At 61.3% G+C, this 20,495-nt stretch carries 23 protein-coding genes and 1 riboswitch; of the genes, 14 read left to right on the top strand and 9 right to left on the bottom strand.

Going from position 1 to position 20,495, the window contains the following annotated elements; translation table 11 throughout:
* The first annotated feature begins 156 nt into the window (after positions 1 to 156).
* Complete coding sequence (locus tag ACI3L3_RS09375) at positions 157 to 615, top strand: hypothetical protein (protein ID WP_404844850.1); 459 nt, start codon at positions 157 to 159, stop codon at positions 613 to 615.
* Between the two features lie 491 nt (positions 616 to 1,106).
* Positions 1,107 to 1,472: a hypothetical protein gene (locus ACI3L3_RS09370; protein ID WP_404844849.1), complete on the top strand. Its 366-nt coding sequence runs from the start codon at positions 1,107 to 1,109 to the stop codon at positions 1,470 to 1,472.
* Between the two features lie 157 nt (positions 1,473 to 1,629).
* Here the strand turns inward: ACI3L3_RS09370 and ACI3L3_RS09365 are convergent, their stop codons facing one another.
* The 3 genes from ACI3L3_RS09365 to ACI3L3_RS09355 form a co-directional block, all read right to left on the bottom strand.
* Positions 1,630 to 2,085: a hypothetical protein gene (locus tag ACI3L3_RS09365; protein ID WP_404844848.1), complete on the bottom strand. Its 456-nt coding sequence runs from the start codon at positions 2,083 to 2,085 to the stop codon at positions 1,630 to 1,632.
* Between the two features lie 70 nt (positions 2,086 to 2,155).
* Positions 2,156 to 2,518, bottom strand: coding sequence for a hypothetical protein (locus tag ACI3L3_RS09360; protein ID WP_404844847.1), 363 nt, complete (start codon positions 2,516 to 2,518; stop codon positions 2,156 to 2,158).
* Between the two features lie 110 nt (positions 2,519 to 2,628).
* The gene (locus tag ACI3L3_RS09355) at positions 2,629 to 3,366 is read right to left on the bottom strand and encodes a protein phosphatase 2C domain-containing protein (RefSeq protein WP_404844846.1); all 738 of its coding nucleotides are present in this window, start codon (positions 3,364 to 3,366) and stop codon (positions 2,629 to 2,631) included.
* A 341-nt stretch (positions 3,367 to 3,707) separates the two neighbouring features.
* Here ACI3L3_RS09355 and ACI3L3_RS09350 point away from each other — a divergent pair, with 341 nt between their 5' ends.
* Together ACI3L3_RS09350 and ACI3L3_RS09345 are read left to right on the top strand one after the other, a co-directional pair.
* The gene (locus ACI3L3_RS09350) at positions 3,708 to 3,863 is read left to right on the top strand and encodes a rubredoxin (RefSeq protein ID WP_404845216.1); all 156 of its coding nucleotides are present in this window, start codon (positions 3,708 to 3,710) and stop codon (positions 3,861 to 3,863) included.
* Between the two features lie 226 nt (positions 3,864 to 4,089).
* A complete protein-coding gene (locus ACI3L3_RS09345; RefSeq protein ID WP_404844845.1) occupies positions 4,090 to 4,623 on the top strand; it encodes a bacterioferritin in 534 nt (177 codons plus the stop codon).
* Between the two features lie 268 nt (positions 4,624 to 4,891).
* Here the strand turns inward: ACI3L3_RS09345 and cobI are convergent, their stop codons facing one another.
* The 5 genes from cobI to ACI3L3_RS09320 are packed head-to-tail and all read right to left on the bottom strand — an operon-like array spanning position 4,892 to position 9,152.
* On the bottom strand, positions 4,892 to 5,599 hold the full coding sequence (gene cobI, locus ACI3L3_RS09340) for a precorrin-2 C(20)-methyltransferase (protein WP_404844844.1): 708 nt from the start codon (positions 5,597 to 5,599) through the stop codon (positions 4,892 to 4,894).
* 1 nt (position 5,600) lies between these two features.
* On the bottom strand, positions 5,601 to 6,401 hold the full coding sequence (locus tag ACI3L3_RS09335; protein WP_404845215.1) for an ABC transporter substrate-binding protein: 801 nt from the start codon (positions 6,399 to 6,401) through the stop codon (positions 5,601 to 5,603).
* Positions 6,402 to 6,435: 34 nt separating this feature from the next.
* A complete protein-coding gene (locus ACI3L3_RS09330) occupies positions 6,436 to 7,257 on the bottom strand; it encodes an ABC transporter ATP-binding protein (protein WP_404844843.1) in 822 nt (273 codons plus the stop codon).
* The gene (locus ACI3L3_RS09325) at positions 7,254 to 8,336 is read right to left on the bottom strand and encodes a FecCD family ABC transporter permease (RefSeq protein ID WP_404844842.1); all 1,083 of its coding nucleotides are present in this window, start codon (positions 8,334 to 8,336) and stop codon (positions 7,254 to 7,256) included. The genes ACI3L3_RS09330 and ACI3L3_RS09325 overlap by 4 nt, the downstream gene beginning before the upstream one ends.
* Before the next feature lie 21 nt (positions 8,337 to 8,357).
* Positions 8,358 to 9,152, bottom strand: coding sequence for a sirohydrochlorin cobaltochelatase (locus ACI3L3_RS09320; protein ID WP_404844841.1), 795 nt, complete (start codon positions 9,150 to 9,152; stop codon positions 8,358 to 8,360).
* Positions 9,153 to 9,402: 250 nt separating this feature from the next.
* A riboswitch (cobalamin riboswitch) is annotated at positions 9,403 to 9,636 on the bottom strand.
* Between the two features lie 228 nt (positions 9,637 to 9,864).
* Between ACI3L3_RS09320 and ACI3L3_RS09315 the strand changes: the two genes are divergently transcribed.
* The 8 genes from ACI3L3_RS09315 (at position 9,865) to ACI3L3_RS09280 (ending at position 16,975) form a co-directional block, all read left to right on the top strand.
* Positions 9,865 to 10,365: a hypothetical protein gene (locus tag ACI3L3_RS09315; RefSeq protein WP_404844840.1), complete on the top strand. Its 501-nt coding sequence runs from the start codon at positions 9,865 to 9,867 to the stop codon at positions 10,363 to 10,365.
* Positions 10,366 to 10,491: 126 nt separating this feature from the next.
* A complete protein-coding gene (gene ileS / locus ACI3L3_RS09310; protein ID WP_404844839.1) occupies positions 10,492 to 13,314 on the top strand; it encodes an isoleucine--tRNA ligase in 2,823 nt (940 codons plus the stop codon).
* Between the two features lie 94 nt (positions 13,315 to 13,408).
* Complete coding sequence (lspA, locus tag ACI3L3_RS09305) at positions 13,409 to 13,891, top strand: signal peptidase II (RefSeq protein ID WP_404844838.1); 483 nt, start codon at positions 13,409 to 13,411, stop codon at positions 13,889 to 13,891.
* 38 nt (positions 13,892 to 13,929) lie between these two features.
* Entirely contained in the window at positions 13,930 to 14,160 is a 231-nt protein-coding gene (locus ACI3L3_RS09300; RefSeq protein WP_404844837.1) for a PLDc N-terminal domain-containing protein, read from the top strand.
* Entirely contained in the window at positions 14,157 to 15,167 is a 1,011-nt protein-coding gene (gene ybgF / locus ACI3L3_RS09295) for a tol-pal system protein YbgF (RefSeq protein WP_404844836.1), read from the top strand. The genes ACI3L3_RS09300 and ybgF overlap by 4 nt, the downstream gene beginning before the upstream one ends.
* 43 nt (positions 15,168 to 15,210) lie before the next feature.
* Entirely contained in the window at positions 15,211 to 15,651 is a 441-nt protein-coding gene (locus tag ACI3L3_RS09290; protein WP_404844835.1) for an NIL domain-containing protein, read from the top strand.
* A 21-nt stretch (positions 15,652 to 15,672) separates the two neighbouring features.
* Positions 15,673 to 16,197 carry a PilZ domain-containing protein gene (locus ACI3L3_RS09285; protein ID WP_404844834.1) on the top strand — a complete coding sequence of 175 codons (525 nt, stop codon included), beginning with the start codon at positions 15,673 to 15,675 and terminating at the stop codon, positions 16,195 to 16,197.
* 31 nt (positions 16,198 to 16,228) lie between these two features.
* Positions 16,229 to 16,975, top strand: coding sequence for a protein phosphatase CheZ (locus ACI3L3_RS09280; RefSeq protein ID WP_404844833.1), 747 nt, complete (start codon positions 16,229 to 16,231; stop codon positions 16,973 to 16,975).
* Between the two features lie 112 nt (positions 16,976 to 17,087).
* Here the strand turns inward: ACI3L3_RS09280 and mgtE are convergent, their stop codons facing one another.
* Positions 17,088 to 18,446 carry a magnesium transporter gene (gene mgtE / locus ACI3L3_RS09275; RefSeq protein WP_404844832.1) on the bottom strand — a complete coding sequence of 453 codons (1,359 nt, stop codon included), beginning with the start codon at positions 18,444 to 18,446 and terminating at the stop codon, positions 17,088 to 17,090.
* Between the two features lie 119 nt (positions 18,447 to 18,565).
* Between mgtE and nadC the strand changes: the two genes are divergently transcribed.
* Complete coding sequence (nadC, locus tag ACI3L3_RS09270; protein ID WP_404844831.1) at positions 18,566 to 19,444, top strand: carboxylating nicotinate-nucleotide diphosphorylase; 879 nt, start codon at positions 18,566 to 18,568, stop codon at positions 19,442 to 19,444.
* Positions 19,445 to 19,449: 5 nt separating this feature from the next.
* Positions 19,450 to 20,481 carry a quinolinate synthase NadA gene (gene nadA, locus ACI3L3_RS09265; RefSeq protein WP_404844830.1) on the top strand — a complete coding sequence of 344 codons (1,032 nt, stop codon included), beginning with the start codon at positions 19,450 to 19,452 and terminating at the stop codon, positions 20,479 to 20,481.
* The last annotated feature ends 14 nt before the right edge of the window (positions 20,482 to 20,495 follow it).

The raw sequence follows: 20,495 nt of genomic DNA, 5'->3' as shown, positions 1-20,495 counted from the left end.
TTTTCTCCCTCTCCTTCCCGAATTTTTAGGAATTTTTCCTAGATTTTATGCGGTCTTTCATTGTGCGTCGCCCGTGTTTGTTTTACCGTTGTGTGACACGGCGCGCGTAACATGGGGGTTATCGCCGCTTTTCATGTCTGACAGCTGGAGGGGGCTGTGCAACAGAAAAAGACACCCACGTTCTTCGACAGTGCCTTTCGGTACGTTTGGTATCTGTTTTGGATTCTTGGCGCGGGCTTTGCCTTTGCCGATGTTGTGGACTACGAGCTTTCTGTCTTTGGCTTCTTTGCCAGCGCACTTCTTGGTGCGGCATGGGGGTTCTTTGTCTGTGGCACTGTAGGCCTCATCCTTGGTCCATTCTTTCCCCACGACCCCTTTGGCATGAACCTCAGCAAGCCGGAACGCGTGTCCGCGAGCATTGGCGCATGCATCTCCGTCGCCCTGCTTGTGCTCTACTACTTCACTGCATTCCGCCCACAGCTCTTTGTGCGCAACGCCCACAGCCTCTTCTACCTCAGTCTTGGCGCGGCCATCCTCTCTGACATCTTCGCCCTTCTCGTCAGCGCCTTCATCAAGGGCTACAAGGAAACCAGACGCCCCCGCCGGGGCCTGTAGCCGCCCGTCCCCGGTCACCAGCATCCGCCAAGTGTGCCTGAAGCCCCATAAACCGCACCGTTTCGGCATGCTCCCCCGTCTTTTCTCAAAGCCGTCCTAGTCGCTCAGACCACACGTTTTCCCGCATCCACGCTTGCTCTCCTTCCTCGCCCGCGCGAGGCGCCTTGGGTACCACGCAGCCCTCAATCAAACGCGCCCATAGGGGGAGCCTCTCCATACCGCGCCATGACGCCCCCTCACAGCCCTCGCGCCACGCCCCCTCCGGACCATGCCGCTCTCCTTTATCCCAGAGCAACGACGCGCGCCCCCCTTCTCCACCCCACCAGACCAAACTCCCAGCACAACCACTCCGCACAAAGCCCCAGCCACCCGTCTTTTCTGCAACTTTTCGCAAAAAGCGCAGCATCCTCTTTACTGAAAAATCAGGCAATGCTACTATGGGCCGCAGTATGCAAAATACAATTGGTATTCCACCAACAAGGAGACGTGTCATGCCCAACATGGACTACCCCGGCCCCTGCCCAAACTGCCAAATCCTTGACCAGTGCGCCAGTGAAGAGGCACGCAAGAAAAGCGTCGAACATTACTGCAAGGGAATGGAGATGGAGTTGAATTCCTGGAAGGCACGGTTGTTCGACGTCTTTGCCGAAACAGACAAGCACGCGGACATGAAGGACACCCTGGAACAAATCAAGTCCGTCCTGCGTGAAATTGAAATGCAGATGGAAAAGATGCGCTTTGAGTGCCCCACCTCCCTCGAAGGTGTGGAATCCGAAGTCGGCCGCAAGTTCGAGGACCTGCGGACGCACTATACAAAAGCCATGTCCGTCATCAGCCCCGGCTGGTTTGGCGGCTAGGTCATCATCGTACCTCCCTCTAGGCAACGTGGATGGGTGGGGTCCGTTGGCACAGTGTCGGACTCCGCCCGCCACACGCCCAAGCAAAAAGCGCCCCGGAGACCAGACCCCCGGGGCGCTTTTGTATGCCATATGCGGCGGAAGAAACAGGTTGCGGCTAGGCCTCGGCCTCCGCAGGGGCCGCCAGCTTGTACCGCAGGCGGAGCACGCCGTCCTCAAAGCTGTGCGACACCATCCGAAACGCCCCAATCTCGCTGGTGTTGTCCACGTGCTCGCCAATACAGGGGCAGGCGTCATATTCGCCAATATCCACAATGCGCAGGGTTTTCCCGGCATCATCCGGCAGGCGCGTCAGGTTGAATTCACGCGCGGCATCGTCCCTCGGCATCATGCGCTCGGTCACATCCACGCCGCTGTCGATAACGGCATTGATGCGTCGCTCCAGCTCCTGCACCTCGTCCTCTGTGAGGTCGCGGTCGAAGTGGTAGTCGCACTTGGATTTCTTTTTGTTGATATGGGCGCTGAACGAGCGGTCGCAGTCGAACAGTGTCACCATGGTTCGGTTGAGAATATGTTCGGCGGAGTGCATCCGCGGAGCGTAGCTTTTGGCCATGCCGTCTCCTTTGGCGATTGGGTTTCCAAGCGGCGGATGCTACCCCTTGAAGCCCGCACAGTAAAGGATTCTACGGCGAATTCCCCTCTGCGCAATCCACAAAGGGCAAAATGTCCGGTTCCGCCTGATGGCGTCCGTCACAGGCAATCTCAATGGCGGCATTACCCACGATAATGCGCCCAATGACGTACTCCGCGACAATGGCGGCATCGGTGTCCGGGTCGTAGTACAGCAGTTCGATGGAGGTTCCAAGGGAGGACGGGCGAAAATATGGCGCGTACACAGGGTCCACGCGCAAGAGCGCCCCCGTGCAGGAAACATTGCGCACCCGCCCGCTCAGCAGGTGCAAGTGCGAGTTGTTCGCACTCGGCAGCAACACATCCACATCAAGGTCAACCTGACGACGGTCGTCGTCCCGCCGGTTTGGTTCCATATCCGCCTCCTTGCCATAGACACCAGCGCAGGGATTCTCATTCTTCCACAATTAACGCAGATGTGCGCATCCCCGTCAATGGCAATCGGCAAAAACAGCGGCCATGGGCGCTAATCCGCATGCGGCACATCCAAAATGGCAACGCCGATATTATCAACCCCCCCAACATCCAGCGCGGCCTGAACCAGTGCATTCCCACGCACTTGCAGCGGCGCCTCCCGCGACAGAATCCCGGCAACGCGCTCCAGCGGAACATCCTTGTGCACGCCGTCCGAACACACTAAAAGCACATCCCCGCCGCGCAGGGTCATATGCCCAACATCCGCGCGAAACGGCGCGACGCCAACGCACTGGTCCAGCAGGTTGCGCATAGGATGCAGTTCGGCTTCTTTCTCGGTCATGCCGCCGGAATCCAGCATATCCTGCACAAAAGTATGGTCACGGGTAATCTGCTCCAACACGCCGCCCCGCAGGAGATACAGGCGGCTATCGCCGACATGGGCCCACCACGCATTGCGGCCACGCACAAGCGCTGCCGTCAGCGTGGTGCCCATACCGCTAAGATTGGCGTCCGCCCGCGCCTTGTCTCGTATCGCCTCGCCCGCCTCATACACCTGCGCTTCCAGCGCCGCCTCCTCATGTCCGGGTGTTGGGCGAAGCTCGCGCAGCACCTCAAGGGCAAGGCGCGAGGCGACATCTCCGCCGCGGTGACCACCCATGCCATCCGCCACAGCAAGGAGCATCCAACTTCCCCCCTTGCCCGGGCCGCCATGAATACTGTGCGCCATGGCCGCGTCGTCGTTGCGCTGTTTGGTAAGGCCGACATGTGTCGCCGCAAAGCTCTCCACATTCATCTCCGGTGTTGCTCTCCACAAGGTGCCGGGAGGATTCCCGCACCCCAACAGTAGCCCGTTGCCCTGCCGGTTGCCACCCTTTCCCCGCCGCATCCTGTTCCTCCGCACACAGGTGCCGCCTCTGCGCGGTCCACCGCCGCCGCGGCACCCAGCGCGCAGAAGCTGTCCAATCGTCAGTGATATCATACGCACTCTCGGCCTATTATGGACAGACACGCCCCGCCCTGCCCAAAAGCGGCGGCAGAAAAACGGTTTGCCTTTTACGGGAAGACGCTTATTCTCGACCTGTTTCCCCACAACAGCAAACATCAACCGCGATGGAGGACGTCATGGCCATGGAGAAATGGGAATGCCCATGCGGCTACGTGTATGACCCCGAAGAGGGCGACCCGGACAACGGCGTAGAGCCGGGTACCGCTTGGGAAGATGTTCCTGAAAGCTGGGTGTGCCCCAAGTGTGGGGCCGAGAAGGAATACTTCGAAAAAGTCTAACGGCTCCGGCCACGGACACTTGAGCAAAGTCAAAGGGCGACCATTGGGGTCGCCCTTTTTTTATGCGCTGGCGGGGACAGGAGACAACCGGACGTCTTTTTGTGCACCCACTTGTCATTGCCGCGTATTTATGATGTTGTTTAAAAACTTTCGGCCGCAGGGCCGCAGCGTTGTACATTACCGAGAATACACGCACTTTGACGCATCCACAAAGGAGGATATTGCCATGAGTAGCGACAAGGAAGCACGACGCAAAAAGGTTATCGACATCCTGAACGAAGCCCGCGCCATGGAACTGCAAGCCATCAACCAGTACATGAACCAGCACTATGGACTGGACGACATGGACTACGGCGAAATGGCCGGGAACATGAAACTCATCGCCATCGACGAAATGCGCCACGCCGAGCAATTCGCCGAACGCATCAAGGAGCTTGGCGGCGAGCCGACCACCAACTACAAAAACAAGGTGGAACGCGGGCAGGAGGTTGGCGTCATCTTCGACTTTGACGCCGAGCTGGAAGACGACACCATCGACGTGTACAACCGCTTCCTGCAGGAATGTCGGGAAAACGGCGACAGCGTCACGGCCAAGATGTTTGAGCAAATCATCGACGAAGAGCAGGAGCACTACAACTACTTCGACAGCATCGCCGGACACATCAAGGACCTTGGCCCGTCCTACCTTTCGCGCATTGCCGGAACCCCCTCCTCCACGGGGCTACAGCCGCAGGGCTACGCCGTTAACAAGGGCGAATAGCCCGCGCCAACGCGCAGACAGACCAAAATGACAGCCGCCCCCGGAACCACGGTTCCGGGGGCGGCTTTTCTTTCACGGGCAACGCGGCGTGGACCTCCGCCCACTCTCCGGCGCTCTTCTCTCTAGAGGATCCGCCTCCTGCGCCAAAAAGCGCACTGCGGCCGGCTCCAGATGCGTTCTGGCGCGCCATACACTGCCGCAACCAATCAGGGAGCCGGCACCGCGCGATGACGCGAGCCTGCGCCCGCAGGACAGGCAGGCACCAGCGCTAACGGCGCGGGGTGCTGATGATCAGGGAAAAGTACTTGGGCGCGGGCATGCCGGGTTCCAAGTTGCGCACCACGCATTCCCCCTCCATACTGCAATTGCTGATGAGCACTGCCTCTTTAAGGCGCAAGCTCTCGCTCAGGGCGGTGGTGATATCGCCAAACTGGCGGTACGTCTTGAGGACGACAAGGCTGTCCGTACAGTCCGCAATGGTGCGGACCCTGTCGCCGCCCTTGGCGCCGGAGACAATGGTCAGGCTTTCCTCGGCCTCCACCAGCACGGTCTGCGCGGCGGCCGCGGCGGCGTTGTAGGACGTGATGCCGGGAATAATTTCCACGGGCGCGTTGGGCACCATCTCGCGCAGGGTGCGCAGCAGATAGCCAAAGGTGCTGTAGGTCAGCGGGTCGCCAAGGGTCAAAAAGGCCACGTTCTCGCCGCGCTTCATGGCGTCCAGCACGGCTTCGGCGTTTTGGGTCCACGCGGCCTGCAGCACCTCGCGGTCCTTGGTCATGGGAAAATCCAGCGTCTGCACGGCCACATCGGCCTTCAGGTGCGGGCGGACAATATCATACGAGACGGAATAGGTATTCTTGGACGAAGCCGCGGCAAAGATGCGGTCCACACCACCCAAAACGCGCACGGCCTTCAGGGTAAGAAATTCCGGGTCGCCGGGGCCAACGCCTATTCCGTAGAGGGTTCCGTAGTTCACGCTAGTCGTTCCTGTTCTTCATTCTGTTCGGGTGGAGGAAGCGGGCAAGGGTTTCCACAGCTTCCACAATGCGCGGTCCGGGCCGCGAAAACATCCGCTCGTCCACCACCAGCGTCCTGCCGGATTGGCAGGCGGAGAGCGTGCGGTACAAAGGACGCTCGGCCAAAGGCCGGGGGCTTTGATTCATCGGCCCCTGTTGAATGACGTAGACCTCCGGGTCCAAGCCGATGAGCGCTTCCTCGCCCAGCCGGACCATTTTGCGGTCCACACGCACGCAGTTGCGTCCGCCTGCGTGCTCTATGACATCGTTAACAATGCCGCCGAGTCCGGCACCAAGCAGGTTCGGTGAACGAACCTCAAAAAAGACCGTCGGCTTGTGCTGCACATTCTGCACACGCTCGCGCACGGCATCCAGACGGCTTTGCATGCGCCCGATAAGCGCCTCCGCCGCCGGAGCGCTTCCGGTCAGCGCGCCAATGGTCCTGATGGTGTCAAAAAGTTCGTCTATGGTCGCGGGACTGAACGCCGCCACCTTCACGCCGCGCTGGCGTAGGCGGGTCACGGTCTCGCCCGCGGCCTTGCGCCCGGCCAATTGCAGCACAACATCCGGCCGCAACCCGACGATAAGCTCCATATTCGGGCGCATATGCGTGCCGATGCCGGGTTTGTCCGCTATGCCCGGAGGAAACGTCTCGTTGCTGGTGCGGGCCACAATGCGGTCCGACAGGCCCATGGCGTGCAGTATCTCGTTAAATCCGCCATACAGGGCTATGATGCGCTGCGCTGGGGCATCAAGGCGCACCGTGTCCCCACGGCCATCACGGACGGTGACGACATCAGCACGGGCCGCAGACGCCGTCAGGCACAGCGCCAGCGTGACGAGGCACCATATGCACCTGCGGCGCACCGGTGACAGGGTGCCTGCCCACACGGATGCGCGTTTCGTAAATTCCAGAAAGTATCTGCTCATCAAAAACCGTCCCGGTCTCGCCCTCCGCCGCCACGGCGCCGTTCTTCAAAAAGATGACGCGGTCGCAGTACAGGGCGGCAAGGTTCAAATCGTGCACGGTAACAAACACCAGCCCGCCGCCATCGGCCATGCCGCGCAGCAGGTCAAAAAGCTGTACTGTGCCGGACATATCCAGACTGGCCGACGGTTCGTCCAAAAACATCACGTCCGTCTCCTGCGCCAAGGCGCGGGCAAACAGCACGCGCTGAAACTCACCGCCGGACACCGCGTCCGTGGGCCTCTCCCACAGGTGCCCCACTCCGGCGCGCTCCATACACTGCCGCGCCACGGCGATGTCCTCACGCCCATAGCCCGAAAATGCCGACAGGTGCGGATAGCGCCCCATCAGCACCACGGACGAACACTTCAGCGGAAACGCCGCCGAGGCCTTTTGCGGCACAAAGGCGATGCGCCGGGCGCGTTCCTTGGCGGACATGGCGAGCACGTCGCGCCATCCACCGTCCTCCTGCAACTGCACCCTCCCGCCCATGGCAGGCAAAATGCCGCCAGCGGCGGACAGCAGCGTGGTCTTGCCGCTGCCGTTGGGGCCAAGCAGGCCAACCATCTGCCCACGGCGCAGGGTTGCGGAAATGCCATCCAACACACGGCGTTGGCCGTAGCCGCAGGAAAGGTCCTCTATGCGAATCACAGGCCCATCTCCTTGGCGCGCCGCCGCAGCAGCAGGCAAAAGAACGGTCCGCCCATCAGCGCGGTGATCACGCCCACCGGAAGCTCCTGCCCCTCGGGCAGCAGGCACCGGGCCAGCACGTCCGACCACATCAGCGCCACGCCGCCCACAAGGGCCGAGGCCGCAATCAGCGGACGGTGCTCCGCGCCCATGCGCATGCGCACCAAATGCGGCACCACCAGCCCCACAAAGCCGATAACGCCGGAAACGCTCACCGCAGCGCCCGTCAGCAGGCTGGCGGCCACCAAAACAATAAGGCGGGTCCTGTCAGTATTCACGCCCAGCATGGCGGCTTGCTCGTCGCCCATGGACAACAGGTCAATCTCGCGGGCATAGGCCATAATGACAAGGCCGCCCACCAGCATATACGGCACGGCAAAGCCCACATGCTCCCAGCTTCGCCCCTGAAAGCTGCCCATCACCCAAAAGACGATGCTGGACATGGACTCCTCGTCCAAACTCTTGAGGAGCGCAATAAGCGCGGAGAGAAACGTCGCCACCACAATGCCCGCAAGGACGACCGTCTCGCGCCGCAGGTGCCCGGCCACACGGCCAAGGGAAAGAACAGCGGCCAGCGCGCCAAGCGCGCCAAGCATGGCCGCAAGGGGCAAAACGCCCGGACCAAAGACCGTGTGTACGCCCGCAAGCCCGAAGTACAGCGCGAGTGAAGCGCCAAAGGCCGACCCCGTGGACACGCCAATGGTGAACGGATCGGCCAGCATATTCTGCAGAATTCCCTGAAACACGGCCCCGGCGGCGGCCAGCGCCGCGCCCACAACCCACGCCAGACACACGCGGGAGAGCCGGATATCAAGAATCACCACAGACAGCGTCGGGTCTGCGGGCGCATCCACGGGCAGGCCAAGAGCAGAGGCCAACACCGCAAACACGTCACGTGCGGGAAGAGGCAGGGGGCCGAACAGACAGCCCCCGATAACGGATGCGCACGACACCGCAGCAAGCGCGCAAAGGAGCACGCGCCGCCGTTTTCGGGCCGCACTTTCCTGCGCAAAGGTCTGCGTCAGGACCGCGTCGTTCATAGTTCCCCCTGCCATTACAGTCTACTGCGCCAAACGGCCGAAGGCGTCTTCGGCGTGACCAAGCCAAATGGCCGCGAATTCAGGGTACTCGGCAGTGCCCTTCAACACACATTTCGGCGTAATGCCGTTGGCCTTGAACACGGACTTCCAAGAGTCGTCCTCGTCGCCCGCCATGTCGTTCTGGGCATGGTCGCCCGCCACGGACATCAGGGGCATCAGCCATGCGGTCTTGATGCCACGGTCCTTCAGCTCGGCCACAATGGTGTCCAGAGAGGGCGTGCCCTCAACGGTGCCAACAAAGATGTTGGGGTCCTTCTGGGCAACATACCACTGCAGACCGGGGTAGAAAATGTTGCCGGAGTGATGCGTGCCGTGGCCCATGAGCACAACGGCTTCGTCAGCCTTGCGCTCGGCGGGAATGGAGGACTGAACGGCCGCAGTCACAGCCTGCATGTCGGCATCGGTCGCCATCATGGGGCTGCCCACCGTGACCTGCCGGAAACCGCCGGGACCACCGCTGAAGCGGCTGACCACGCTGAGCACCTTCTGGTGGAACTCTTCGCCCGGAATGGTGTGCAGGGACTGCACGGCAACATGGGTGTAGCCGTCATCCAACATTTTGGAGAGCGCTGTGGTCACGGAATCCAGCTCGCGGCCTTGCTTCGCCAGCTTGTGGCGGATGATGTTGGACGTGAACGCCCAGCGCACGTCAAGACCGGGGTGGCTCTTTTCAAAGGTGGCTTCAAGACCGCGCAGAGCCTTGTCGGCCTGAGGAACACTCGTACCAAAGGCCACGAACAGCACACCTTTCTTCACAGGCTTTCCCTCACCATGCGATGCAAATGCAGTGGAAATCGACAGGACCAGCGCCAAGAGGCACAGCGCGAAAACGCGCGTGCCAGAGAAACGGGATGTGAGCATTTGAACTCGCTCCAGTGAAACCGCAGGCGGGCGTCACCTGCCAATACAGGAAGAAAGCCGGCGCGCAGCGCCGGAGTGCGTCAGGGGTGTACCCCGAACATTCGGGATGAGGTCCATGCAGGCAATAGCCCTCGTTGCCGGCATGGCTGACGCAAGGCCCTGAGGCAGGTCTTCTGGCTCGTCCGAATTCCACCCCTGCCTTCCCGCCGGGTGCGCGTTGCACGCACGTGGCAGTGGCTCTGTATGGGGTGCAAGACTCGTCCGCGCGGGCAATGCCTGCGCGGCGCCGGACTTACAGCGGCGGGTCCGCCCCGGATTCGCACCGGGTTCCCTCTTCAAGCCCCGCAAGTACGGGGCTACCTCAAGACGCGGGAAGCATAGGCGATTTCACAGCGCTTGTCACTGCACAAAACACCCACTCAGCGCCCACCAGCGCAGCCCAGCCGCCGTCAAAATTGCGCCGCCACACTCCCGCCTCCCGGTTTTTTCCAAACAATTTCACCCCACAGCACAAATGGCCCACTTGATGCATTTTCAGCCGCAAAGGCAGATTCACGGCGCACCGATGCGCGCCAAAGCATCCACCATTCACCATCTTGGAGCCATTATGCGGACCGTTATGACCATCATCCTCACATTGTGCGGCATCTTCACCACCTCCACCGCCATTGAAACAGAACACGCCATCTTCGCGGAGACAACACAGCACCGCATAGCGCCCGCACAACCCCAGCGGCACGTGGTCCGCATGGCCGTAAACGCGCCCACCTACTCCGCCACCACCACGCGGGGCACCCACGCCGCGGCCCAGGCACCATCGGACCAGCCCGGCGCGGCGCCGCGCCGCGAGGGCGCTCCCACATCCGCACCAGCCAAGGCCGCCCCGGCGCAGACCGCCGACGACGCCGTCACCGCACCGGCAGGGCTGACCCCGGACACGGACCACTCGCTTATCGCCAAGACCGTTGCCTCGCGCCTTATTGCCCTCACCGTCGATGCCATACGCAAAAACGCCCACGGCGAGCGTCTGGAACATGGCGTTATCGTCCCGCCCACCGCGCCATCGCCCGGTCCGCCGCCTCTGCCGCAGGGGTGCCTTGTGGTATAGAAATGCACGCCGCGGGTGAGATTCGCGGCAAGGCCGCTCTGCCCTTGACTTTGCAGGAGACTTGGTTACCTTTGTCCTCTTTATTTTGGCGACTCTGTTTAATTTCCGTGGAGGACATGCACATCCATGAGCGACTATAAGAAAACCCTGCACCTGCCCCGGACCAAGTTCCCCATGAAGGCGAACCTGACCCAGAACGAGCCGAAGACGCTCAAATTTTGGCAGGACACTGATGTCTACAAGACCATGATCGAGGCCAATGAAGGCCAGGAGAGCTACACGCTCCACGACGGTCCGCCCTACGCCAACGGGCACATTCACCTTGGCACCGCCATGAACAAGGTGATTAAGGACATCATCGTCAAGCACAAGAACATGCAGGGCATCAAGGCCGAATACGTCCCCGGCTGGGACTGTCACGGTCTGCCCATTGAGCATAAGGTCGGGCAGGAACTCAAAGCCAAGGGCAAGACGGACCTCCCCGCGCTGACCATCCGCAAGATTTGCCGCAGCTACGCGGAAAAGTGGATGAAGACCCAGCGCAAGGAATTTCAGCGTCTTGGCGTTTTGGGCACGTGGGACAACCCCTACCTGACCATGCGCCCCAGCTACGAAGCCGCCACCGCCCGCGAGCTTGGTCGCTTTATGGCGAAGGGTGGCGTTGTCCGCAACAAGAAGCCCATCTACTGGTGCAACGACTGCAAAACCGCACTGGCAGAGGCCGAGGTGGAGTACGCGGACCACACGTCCCCGTCCATCTTCGTACGCTTCCCCCTCACCGACAAAAAGGTGACGGACATCATCCCCGAGGCCGATCCGGCAAAGACTTTCGTCTGCATCTGGACCACCACCCCGTGGACCCTGCCGTCCAACATGGCTATCGCCTTCCACGCCGACTACGACTACGTCTGCGTGAAAAAGGGTGACGAGTTCTACATCCTTGCCGAAGAGCTGCTGGCCTCCTGCGCCGAAAAGTTCGGCTGGGACGAGTACACCACCGTGGCCACCCTCAAGGGCGAAAAGTTCGAAGGTCTGAAGGCCCGCCACTGCATCTACGACCGCGAGTCCCTGCTGGTGCTGGCCGACTATGTCACGCTGGAGAGCGGCACCGGCTGCGTGCACACCGCCCCCGGCCACGGTCCCGATGACTACATGACCGGCTACCGCTACGGTCTGGACATTTACTCCCCGCTGGACGACGAGGGCCGTTTCCTGCCCACCGTCGAATTCTTTGCGGGTCTGCGCGTTGACGAGGCCAACCCCCACGTCATCGACAAGCTCACGGAGCTGGGCAACCTTCTCGCTATGGAGAAGATCAGCCACTCCTACCCCCATTGCTGGCGCTGCAAGCAGCCCGTTATCTACCGGGCCACCACGCAGTGGTTCATCTCCATGGAGAACAACGACCTGCGCCAGAAGTCCCTCAAGGCCATTGACGAGGACGTGCAGTGGATTCCCGCATGGGGCCGCGAGCGCATCCATAATATGATTGAAATGCGCCCGGACTGGTGCATCTCGCGCCAGCGTACGTGGGGCGTGCCCATCATGGCCCTGCTCTGCAAGGACTGCGGCGAGGCATGGTTCGACAGCGACTGGGTCATGAACATCGTGGACAAGTTCGAGGAGCACGAAACCGGTTGTGACTACTGGTTCGAGGCCGCCCTTGAAGACATCGTCCCCGAAGGCCTGACCTGCCCGCACTGCGGCGGCAACCACTGGGAAAAGGAAGACGACATCCTCGACGTGTGGTTCGACTCCGGAACGAGCTTTGCCGCCGTTGTGGAACAGCGCGACGAGTGCTCCTACCCCGCCGACCTGTATCTGGAAGGCTCCGACCAGCACCGCGGCTGGTTCCACAGCTCGCTGCTGGCCTCCATGGGCACCCGCGACAAGGCCCCCTACAAGTCCGTGCTCACCCACGGCTATGTTGTGGATGGCGAGGGCAAAAAGATGTCCAAGTCCATCGGCAACGTGGTGGCCCCGCAGGAAATCATCGACAAGTACGGCGCGGACATCCTGCGTATGTGGGTTTCCTCCGAGAACTATCAGGCTGACGTGCGCATCTCCGACGACATCCTGAGCCGCCTCGTGGACGCCTACCGCCGCATCCGCAACACCATGCGCTTCATCCTCGGCAACCTCGGCGACTTCGACCCCAAGGTCAACGCCGTGGCCCCGGAGCAGATGCTGCCGCTGGACCGCTACGCCATGGACCTTATCCAGTCCATCCATAAGAAGATTGAGCGCTCCTACAACGAGTTCGAGTTCCACCGCGTGTACCATGCGGTGCACAACATGTGCGTCACGGACCTGTCCGCCTTCTATCTGGACATCCTGAAGGACCGCCTGTACGTGTCCGCCGCCGACTCGCAGGAGCGCCGCTCCGCGCAGACCGCGCTGTGGCAGATCTTCATGACTCTGCTCAGCGATATTGCGCCCACCCTGTCCTACACCGCGGAAGAGGCCTTCCAGCACCTGCCGGAAGCCCTGCACCCCGGCGTGCCCACGGTCTTCGCCATGCGCTTTACCATGGACGAGAAGTACCTGCTCTCCGAGGCCGAGCGCCACAAGTGGGACACCATCGCTGCCGTGCGTTCCGAAGTGAACCGCGCCATCGAGCCTGTACGCAAGGCCGGCACCATCGGCCATAGCCTGGACACCAAGGTCACCGTCTACGCCCGCGAAGAGCTGCTGGACGATCTGGCGACCGAGGGTCTGAACCTGCGCGAAATGTGCATCGTTTCCGCCATCACCACCGCACCTCTGGCCGACGCTCCGGCGGACGCCTACGAGAGCGAAGAGGTAGAAGGCCTGAAGATTGGCATCGAAGCCGCAGCCGGCGACAAGTGCGAGCGCTGCTGGATTTACTCCGAAGAGCTGGGCACCAGTACGGACCACCCCGGTCTGTGCCCGCGCTGCGCTTCCGTGATGGCAGCCGAAAGCAAATAGCTTTCGCGCGGCCCCCTCACCTTACGCCTTCATTTGGCCCGGGCGCGGCGCAGACCGCGTCCGGGCTTTTAACCATGGAGCACACGGCACCCCCATGCGCAACAGATACGCCATGGCCCTCTCCATCGCGGGCAGCGTCCTTATCCTTGACCAGCTGACCAAGCTGTGGGTACAGGCCACCATTCCCCCGTGGCAGGGCTACGCCGTCATTCCGGGCTTTTTCAACATGGTCCATGTGCTGAACAAGGGCGCGGCCTTTGGCTTTCTGGATACCGACGCCATCGCGTGGCAGACCACCCTGTTTATCACTGTGGCTCTTGTCGCCGTCGGCGCTATTATGTACCTGTTGAAGACGGCTCATTTTACGGACAAGCTTTCCGTGTCCGCACTGGGACTTATCCTTGGCGGCGCACTGGGCAACCTTGTGGACCGAGTCCATCTGGGCGCGGTGGTCGATTTCTTGGACTTTCACTACAAGGCATGGCACTGGCCGGCGTTTAATGTTGCGGACATTGGCATCTGCCTTGGTGTGGGCCTTATGCTCATCACCATTGTGAAATCCGACACGGCGTCCTAGCCCACCCCACTACGTCACACAGGAGCGAAAACACCACGATGTTCGTTGATATCAGCACCATTCCTCCGGCAATTATCGCCGCCATTTGCGGCGGCGCCCTCGTCTGCGTCGCGCTGAGCTTTTGGGCCATCTGGCACGCCTTCTGGCGCGTATTCCCTTACCCGCAGGAGAGGTTCATCTGGCTGGCAATCGCCGTGTTCATCCCGTTCTTCGGAGGCCTTATCTACCTCCTCTGGGGAGCAAAACGTGGACGGAGAAACGCATCATGAAACGCCTGCTCACCCTCAGCCTTCTGGGCATGACCACCCTGTCCATGACCGCCTGCGTCAATCCGGACGACATCAAGACGCTGGACAACCGCGTCTACGACCAAAAAGTCCGCATCGACACCATCGAAACCAAAGTGAACGACCTTTCCAAGACCGACCCGCAACAGGCCGACATCTGGTCGCAGGTGCAGAGCATGCGCCGCGAGATGGGCGAGTTGCAGGACGAGGTGGCCACCCTGCGCCGCCGGCTGGACGAGCAGAATGCCGCCATCGCCGCCAATACCAACGCCACCAAGGCGCTGTCCGGCGATGTGCGCGACGTGCAGACCGGCTGGCACAGCCTGACCACCCAGCTGGGCGCGGACGTTGACCTCGACACCATCCGCAAGGAACGCCTCGCCCGCGAGCAGGCGGCACAGCCTGCGCCCGCGCCGCTGCCCGGCATGGATGCAAACGCCACCGCCACGCAGCCCGCTTCCGGCGAATCTCCCGAGCCCGGTGCCCCGGCTGCTGACGCCAACGCCACGGCTTCCGCCGCAGGCGACGCCGCCGCACAGCCCGCCGCACAGCCCACTGACACGGCAACCAAGGCAGCAGACACCGACGCCGCCATCGCCAAACAGGCACCGGCCCTCGACGCCGCCACCACGCTGTACGATTCCGCCCGCGCCGCCTTTGAAAAGCGCGACTACACCGAGGCGCAGGCCCGCTGGGAAGAGTTCGCAACCAACTTCCCGGACCACAAGCTCGTCTCCAACGCCATTTTTTGGCAGGGCGAATGCTACTACCAGCTCAAGGACTACGCCCGCGCTGTTCTGAAGTATCAGGAAGTGCTGGACAAGTATAAGAAGAGCTACAAGTACCCCACGTCGCTGCTCAAGCAGGGCCTGTCCTTCATGCGTCTTGGCCGGGTCAAGGCTGGCCGCCTGCTGCTGCACGACGTCATCGACAAGTTCCCCAAGTCCGCCGAGGCGCGCCGCGCAAAGGCCATCCTCAAGGGACTCTAAACCTCAGCCCCGGACACGCTTCCGGAAATCTGACGGATACCGTATGCAAGACGTCATCAAGGCACACCGGAAAATCGTCCATCTGTCCTTCCCCCCCGAAAACTCGGGAAGGCCGGTGGTCTGCAACCTGACACGGCTGTTTGACCTTTCGTTCAACATCCTTCAGGCCACAATCTCGCACCGGCAGGAAGGCTCCCTCACCTTGGAGCTGACCGGCAGCGAAGAGAACTACGACAAGGGCATCAAGTACCTCAGCGACCAGGGGATCAAGGTCGAGGTCGTTGCCCAGCGCATCTCGCGCGACGAGGACATCTGTATCGACTGCGGCATGTGCACGGCGCTGTGCGCCACCAAGGCCCTGTACTTGGACAAAGCCACCCGCCGCATCCACTTCGATTCCGAAAAGTGCACCGCCTGCGGCATGTGCACCCGCGTGTGCCCCGTCAATGCCATGAACGTTCAACTTGACGACACCGACTTCTAAGCACCTTCCGGAGGCCGAGCCATGAACACAGGAGAATTCTCCAGCGTCGCAACCCGCATCAGAGGATACATCCGCCGAATGGACTCGGCCTCCTCTCTTCCCATGCTCAACGAGCACATCGTGCCAAACGCGCCGGAAGAGCTGGACCTCTCCGGGGCTAATCTGCAAGAGCCTCTTGTCAATTTTCTCGAATCCATCAATTCCAAGCTGGACGCCCTGCTCGGCATTATCGGGCAGGAGCGGTTGGAAACGGAATTTGACCATACCATCGAGGTGGTGGAGCTGTCCGGCGCAGGCCTTGCCTTTACCTGCGATGCCAGCTTCACGCCGGGTGACTCGCTGGAATTTGCCCTCTTGCTCGGACAATTCCCCTTGCGTGTCGCCGCCGCAGTTGGCAACGTAGTACAAAAGCGGCACCACGAAAACGGCGCGCCCATCTGGGCCGTGGACTTCACCTCCGTGCGCGAAAGCGACCAGGAGGCCATCGTCCGCTTTGTCTTCCGCGAACAGCGCGAGCGCATCCGCGAGCGCAAATGGTCGGAATAGCCAATACCACCCCCCGCCCAGGAGGCACTGTATGACCCCGAAGATAGAAGAGCAGCTTGATCAGCTTGTTGAACAAGTCACCATGAGCGTGGTGTCCGGTCTCGACACCGTCATCAAAGACGCCATCGAAAAGGAAGTGACATCGGTTCTGACCAAGAGCCTGAACAAGGAGATCAAGGACGGCGAATTCTTCCGCAAGGTCAATGACGACATGCGCCACGGGCTGGAAGAAATCTACAAGGAAATCAAAAAGGCCAAGCGCGAGGAAGGCGCCGGTGCCGCCCACGAAGTGGACACCGACCAGCTCCTGTCCGAAGCCTCGGACCAGTTGGACCAAATCCTCCAATCCACGGAGGACGCCACCGTCCGCATCATGGACATCGTTGAAAAGCATCAGGAGATGATCGCCCACTCCGGCAAACTGCTGCGCGAATTCCGCAGCGGCGGCGCCAGCAAGGAGAACGTGAATAAACTCATCGAGCTGAACGACGCCCACACCGCCGACCTCATCGAAATCATGACCGCCCTCTCCTTCCAGGACCTGACGGGCCAGCGCATCAAGCGGGTGGTCAACGCCCTCAAGCGCATTGAGGAAGTGGTCTTCGACGTCTACATGTCCACCGGCCTTGCCGTAAAAAAGCGCGACCAAACCCCGGAACGCGACGCCTCGGAAATTGCCGAGGAAGCCAAGCAGACGGTCTCCGCCCTCAAGGGCCCGCAGAAGGACTCCTCGCAGGAGGATGTGGACGACCTGCTCAAGCAGCTTGGGCTGGAATAGCCGCGCACGGCGCATCCGCATATATTCAGGCACGAAAAAGGCCGCTCCATGGTGCACATGGAGCGGCCTTTTTTGATGCTTTTCGTGGGCTTTGCGGCCCCGCCTCTGCCTTTCACATCAAAAGCAGCGACGACAGACCAAGGAAGGTCAAAAAGCCCGCGCTGTCCGTCAGCGTGGTCAGGAAGATGCTGGACGCCTGCGCCGGGTCGCGGCCAAGCTCCTGCAAAATGACGGGAATGGACGCACCGGCCACATTGCCAATGCACATATCCACGCCAAGGGCCACGCTCATCACGGCGGCCAGTTGAATGTTGGATGTCAGCAAAAATACGCCCAGCATAACCATAAGGCCCACAATCAGGCCGTTGACCATGCCGATGCGCGCCTCACGCATGACGGCTGTCCACGCGCGCTTGCGGTCAAACGCCTCCATGGCGAGCTGACGGATGATGACGGCAAGGGACTGCTGGCCGGAGTTGCCCGCCTGGTTTGCCACAATGGGCATCAGGGCGGCCAAGATAGCCATCTGCGATATGGTCCCTTCAAAAAGGTGCACCACCCATGCGGACACTGCGGAGTTGGCCACATTGACCACCAGCCACGGCAAACGCATCTTCACGGACTGGAGCCACGGGGTATCCGTGCTCTCGTCCTGACCGGCGCCGACCATGCCGAGCATGTCTTCGCTGGCCTCTTCATGGATGATGTCGATGACGTCGTCATGCGTCACCACGCCGAGCAGGCGCATTTCGTGGTCCACAATAGGCACGGCAAGGAAGTTGTAGTGCGTCAAAAGGCGCGCGACCTCTTCCTTGTCCTCGTCAAAATGCGCGTAGATAAGCTGCTGTTTGCCCAGCACATCGCGCAGGCGCTGGCCCGGACGGCTGAGCATAAGGTTTCTGAGTGAAAGCACGCCCACAAGGCGGTCCGCCTCGTCCACGATGTAGGCGTAGTAGGGAATTTCCGTCTCTTCCGCGGCGCTGCGGATGAGCTGGATGGCCTGATCTGCCGTGAGGTTGCGGTCAAGGACTGTGACCTCGGTGTTCATCACGCCGCCGGCCGTGTCCGCGTCGAAGGTCAAAAGCGTCTCAATTTCGAGAGCTTCTTCCTGCTCCACGCGTTGCAGCAGCCGGAACTGATGCGCGTCATCAAGGTCGTCCAAAACGTCCGCCGCGTCGTCGGGCGACATCTGTTCCAGAAGGTCGGCGGCAAAGTCCGGCGGCAGGTCCTTCATCAGCCGGGCGCGGTCGTGGCGCTCCATCTCGGCGATGAATTCTGCGGCGTCTTCCGGCTCCAGCCTCTTGACCACCTCAATCTGTTCTTCAAGGGAAAGGCTCTCAAGCTGCGCCGCCCCGTCAGCCGGATGAGCGTACTCAAAGTCGGCTGCGGGGTCTGTCTGGGCTGTGAGATTCTCTTGCCCTTCCGGACCTTCGGGTCCGGGATGCGAGGTGTATCTATCCTTCTCTGTCATGGCGGTTGTCAGGTATCCTAAATGCGGTCTGAGGTCAAAAGATTCAAGCATCTTGACTCGCGCTGGCCGTTGCCTTACGAGCCGAGTACAGACACAACTCCAAGCCATACGGATACGCCATGAACCATACGCTATTCGACGCTTTTTTCCAGGGACACGCCCGAACCTATCTTGACCGGGCCATCTCGCTGGCTCTGGAGGAAGACGGCCCGGACCTGACGTCCAAGGCCGTGTTTACCGGCAATGAACGCGCCCACAGCGTCATCATCGCCAAGGAGCCTACCATCTGCGCTGGGCTGCCCCTCATCCCCATCGTCCTCAGCGCATTGGAACACGAAACATCCCATGATGTAACACATTTCTTTGCCGACGGCGACTCAGTAGCCCCCGGCACCACGGTGGCAGAGTTCACCTGCGCCCCCGCCGTGGCCTTTAAGGCCGAGCGAGTCATCCTCAATTTTATCTGTCATCTTTCCGGCATTGCCAACCTGACCCGGCGCTACGCCGACGCGCTGTCCGGCACGCGCACCATCCTGCTCGACACCAGAAAGACCCTTCCCGGCCTCAGATATCCGGAAAAATACGCAGTCTTGCTGGGCGGCGGCAAAAACCATAGGATGGACCTCGCCGAGATGCTTATGCTCAAGGATAACCACATCGACCAAGCGGGCGGCATCAGCCCGGCGGTGGACGCTCTGCGAAAGACCTACTCCCCCTGCCCCCCGATAGAGGTCGAATGCAGAACCCTTGACGACGTCACGGAAGCGGCGAACCTGGGTGTGGACCGCATCATGCTTGACAACATGGCCCCCGACACGCTGCGCGAAGCGCTGGAACGCATACCCAGCGGCATCGAATCCGAAGTCAGCGGCGGGGTGAATCTTTCCACCATTGCGGACATAGGAAGGATCGGGCCGGATTACGTTTCCGTGGGTAGGCTGACCCACTCCGCTCCGGCTGCGGACTTCAGCATGCGTGTCCGTATAACGCACGGATAATCCTCATGACATCCAACTCCACCCAAATCATCACCGACATAAGGAAACAGCGCGGCTCAAATCTGGTCATCATGGGGCACCACTACCAGCACGACCGCGTCATCCTGCATACCGATCTGCGCGGTGATTCGCTGGAACTGGCCCGGCAGGTGCCCTCCCTCAAGGCGGAGTACATCGTGTTCTGCGGCGTGCAGTTTATGGCCGAAACCGCGGCCATGCTCGCCGGTGAGGAGCAAAAGGTCATCATCCCCGCGCCGGACGCCGGGTGCATCATGTCCAATATGGCTCCCGCCCATATCCTCGACTGTGTCATGAGACGCCTCAGCGAAACCGACCGCCGCGTCATCCCCCTTGCGTATGTAAACACCTCCGCCGCCATCAAGGGCATTGTGGGCCGCTACGGCGGGTCCGTGTGTACCTCCGCCAACGCCAAGACCATGCTGGACTGGGCCATGAAGCGCGGCGACAGCGTGCTGTTCCTGCCCGACCAGAACCTCGGCAACAACACCGCGGACGCCCTTGGCATCCCGGCAGAAAAACGCATGGTGCTGGACATCCGCAACGGCGGCAGAGATATGAACCCCGCCCAGACGGCGGACAAGCGTCTGCTGCTGTGGCCCGGCCTGTGCGCCATCCACGAGCGCTTCCGCGAGGAGCACATTGACGAAATTCGCCAGCGCGACCCCGACGCCCTCGTCATCGTGCACCCGGAGTGTCGTCCGGGCGTGGTTGCCAAGGCCGACGCCGCCGGCTCCACATCCGCCATCATCACGTTTGTGGACAACGCCCTTCCCGGCTCCACCATTTACATCGGCACGGAGATCAACCTTGTGGAACGGTTGGCCAAGGCCAACCGCGACAGCAAGCGCATCCGCCCGCTGCGCCCCAGCTCGTGCCGCAACATGGCCAAAACCACAGAGTCCCTGCTGGCCGAAACCCTCATGAATCTGGAGACCTCCGAGCCTGTCCGCGTCCCCGACGATGTGGCCTACTACGCGCGCATCGCCCTCGAACGCATGCTCGAAGCCTGCGCCTAGCACCCTGAACCACA

Source organism: Desulfobaculum sp. SPO524 (assembly GCF_044987625.1).
GTDB lineage: Bacteria > Desulfobacterota > Desulfovibrionia > Desulfovibrionales > Desulfovibrionaceae > Desulfobaculum.
Note: the sequence above shows the minus strand (reverse complement) of the source record. Positions and strands in the feature narration are given on the sequence as shown.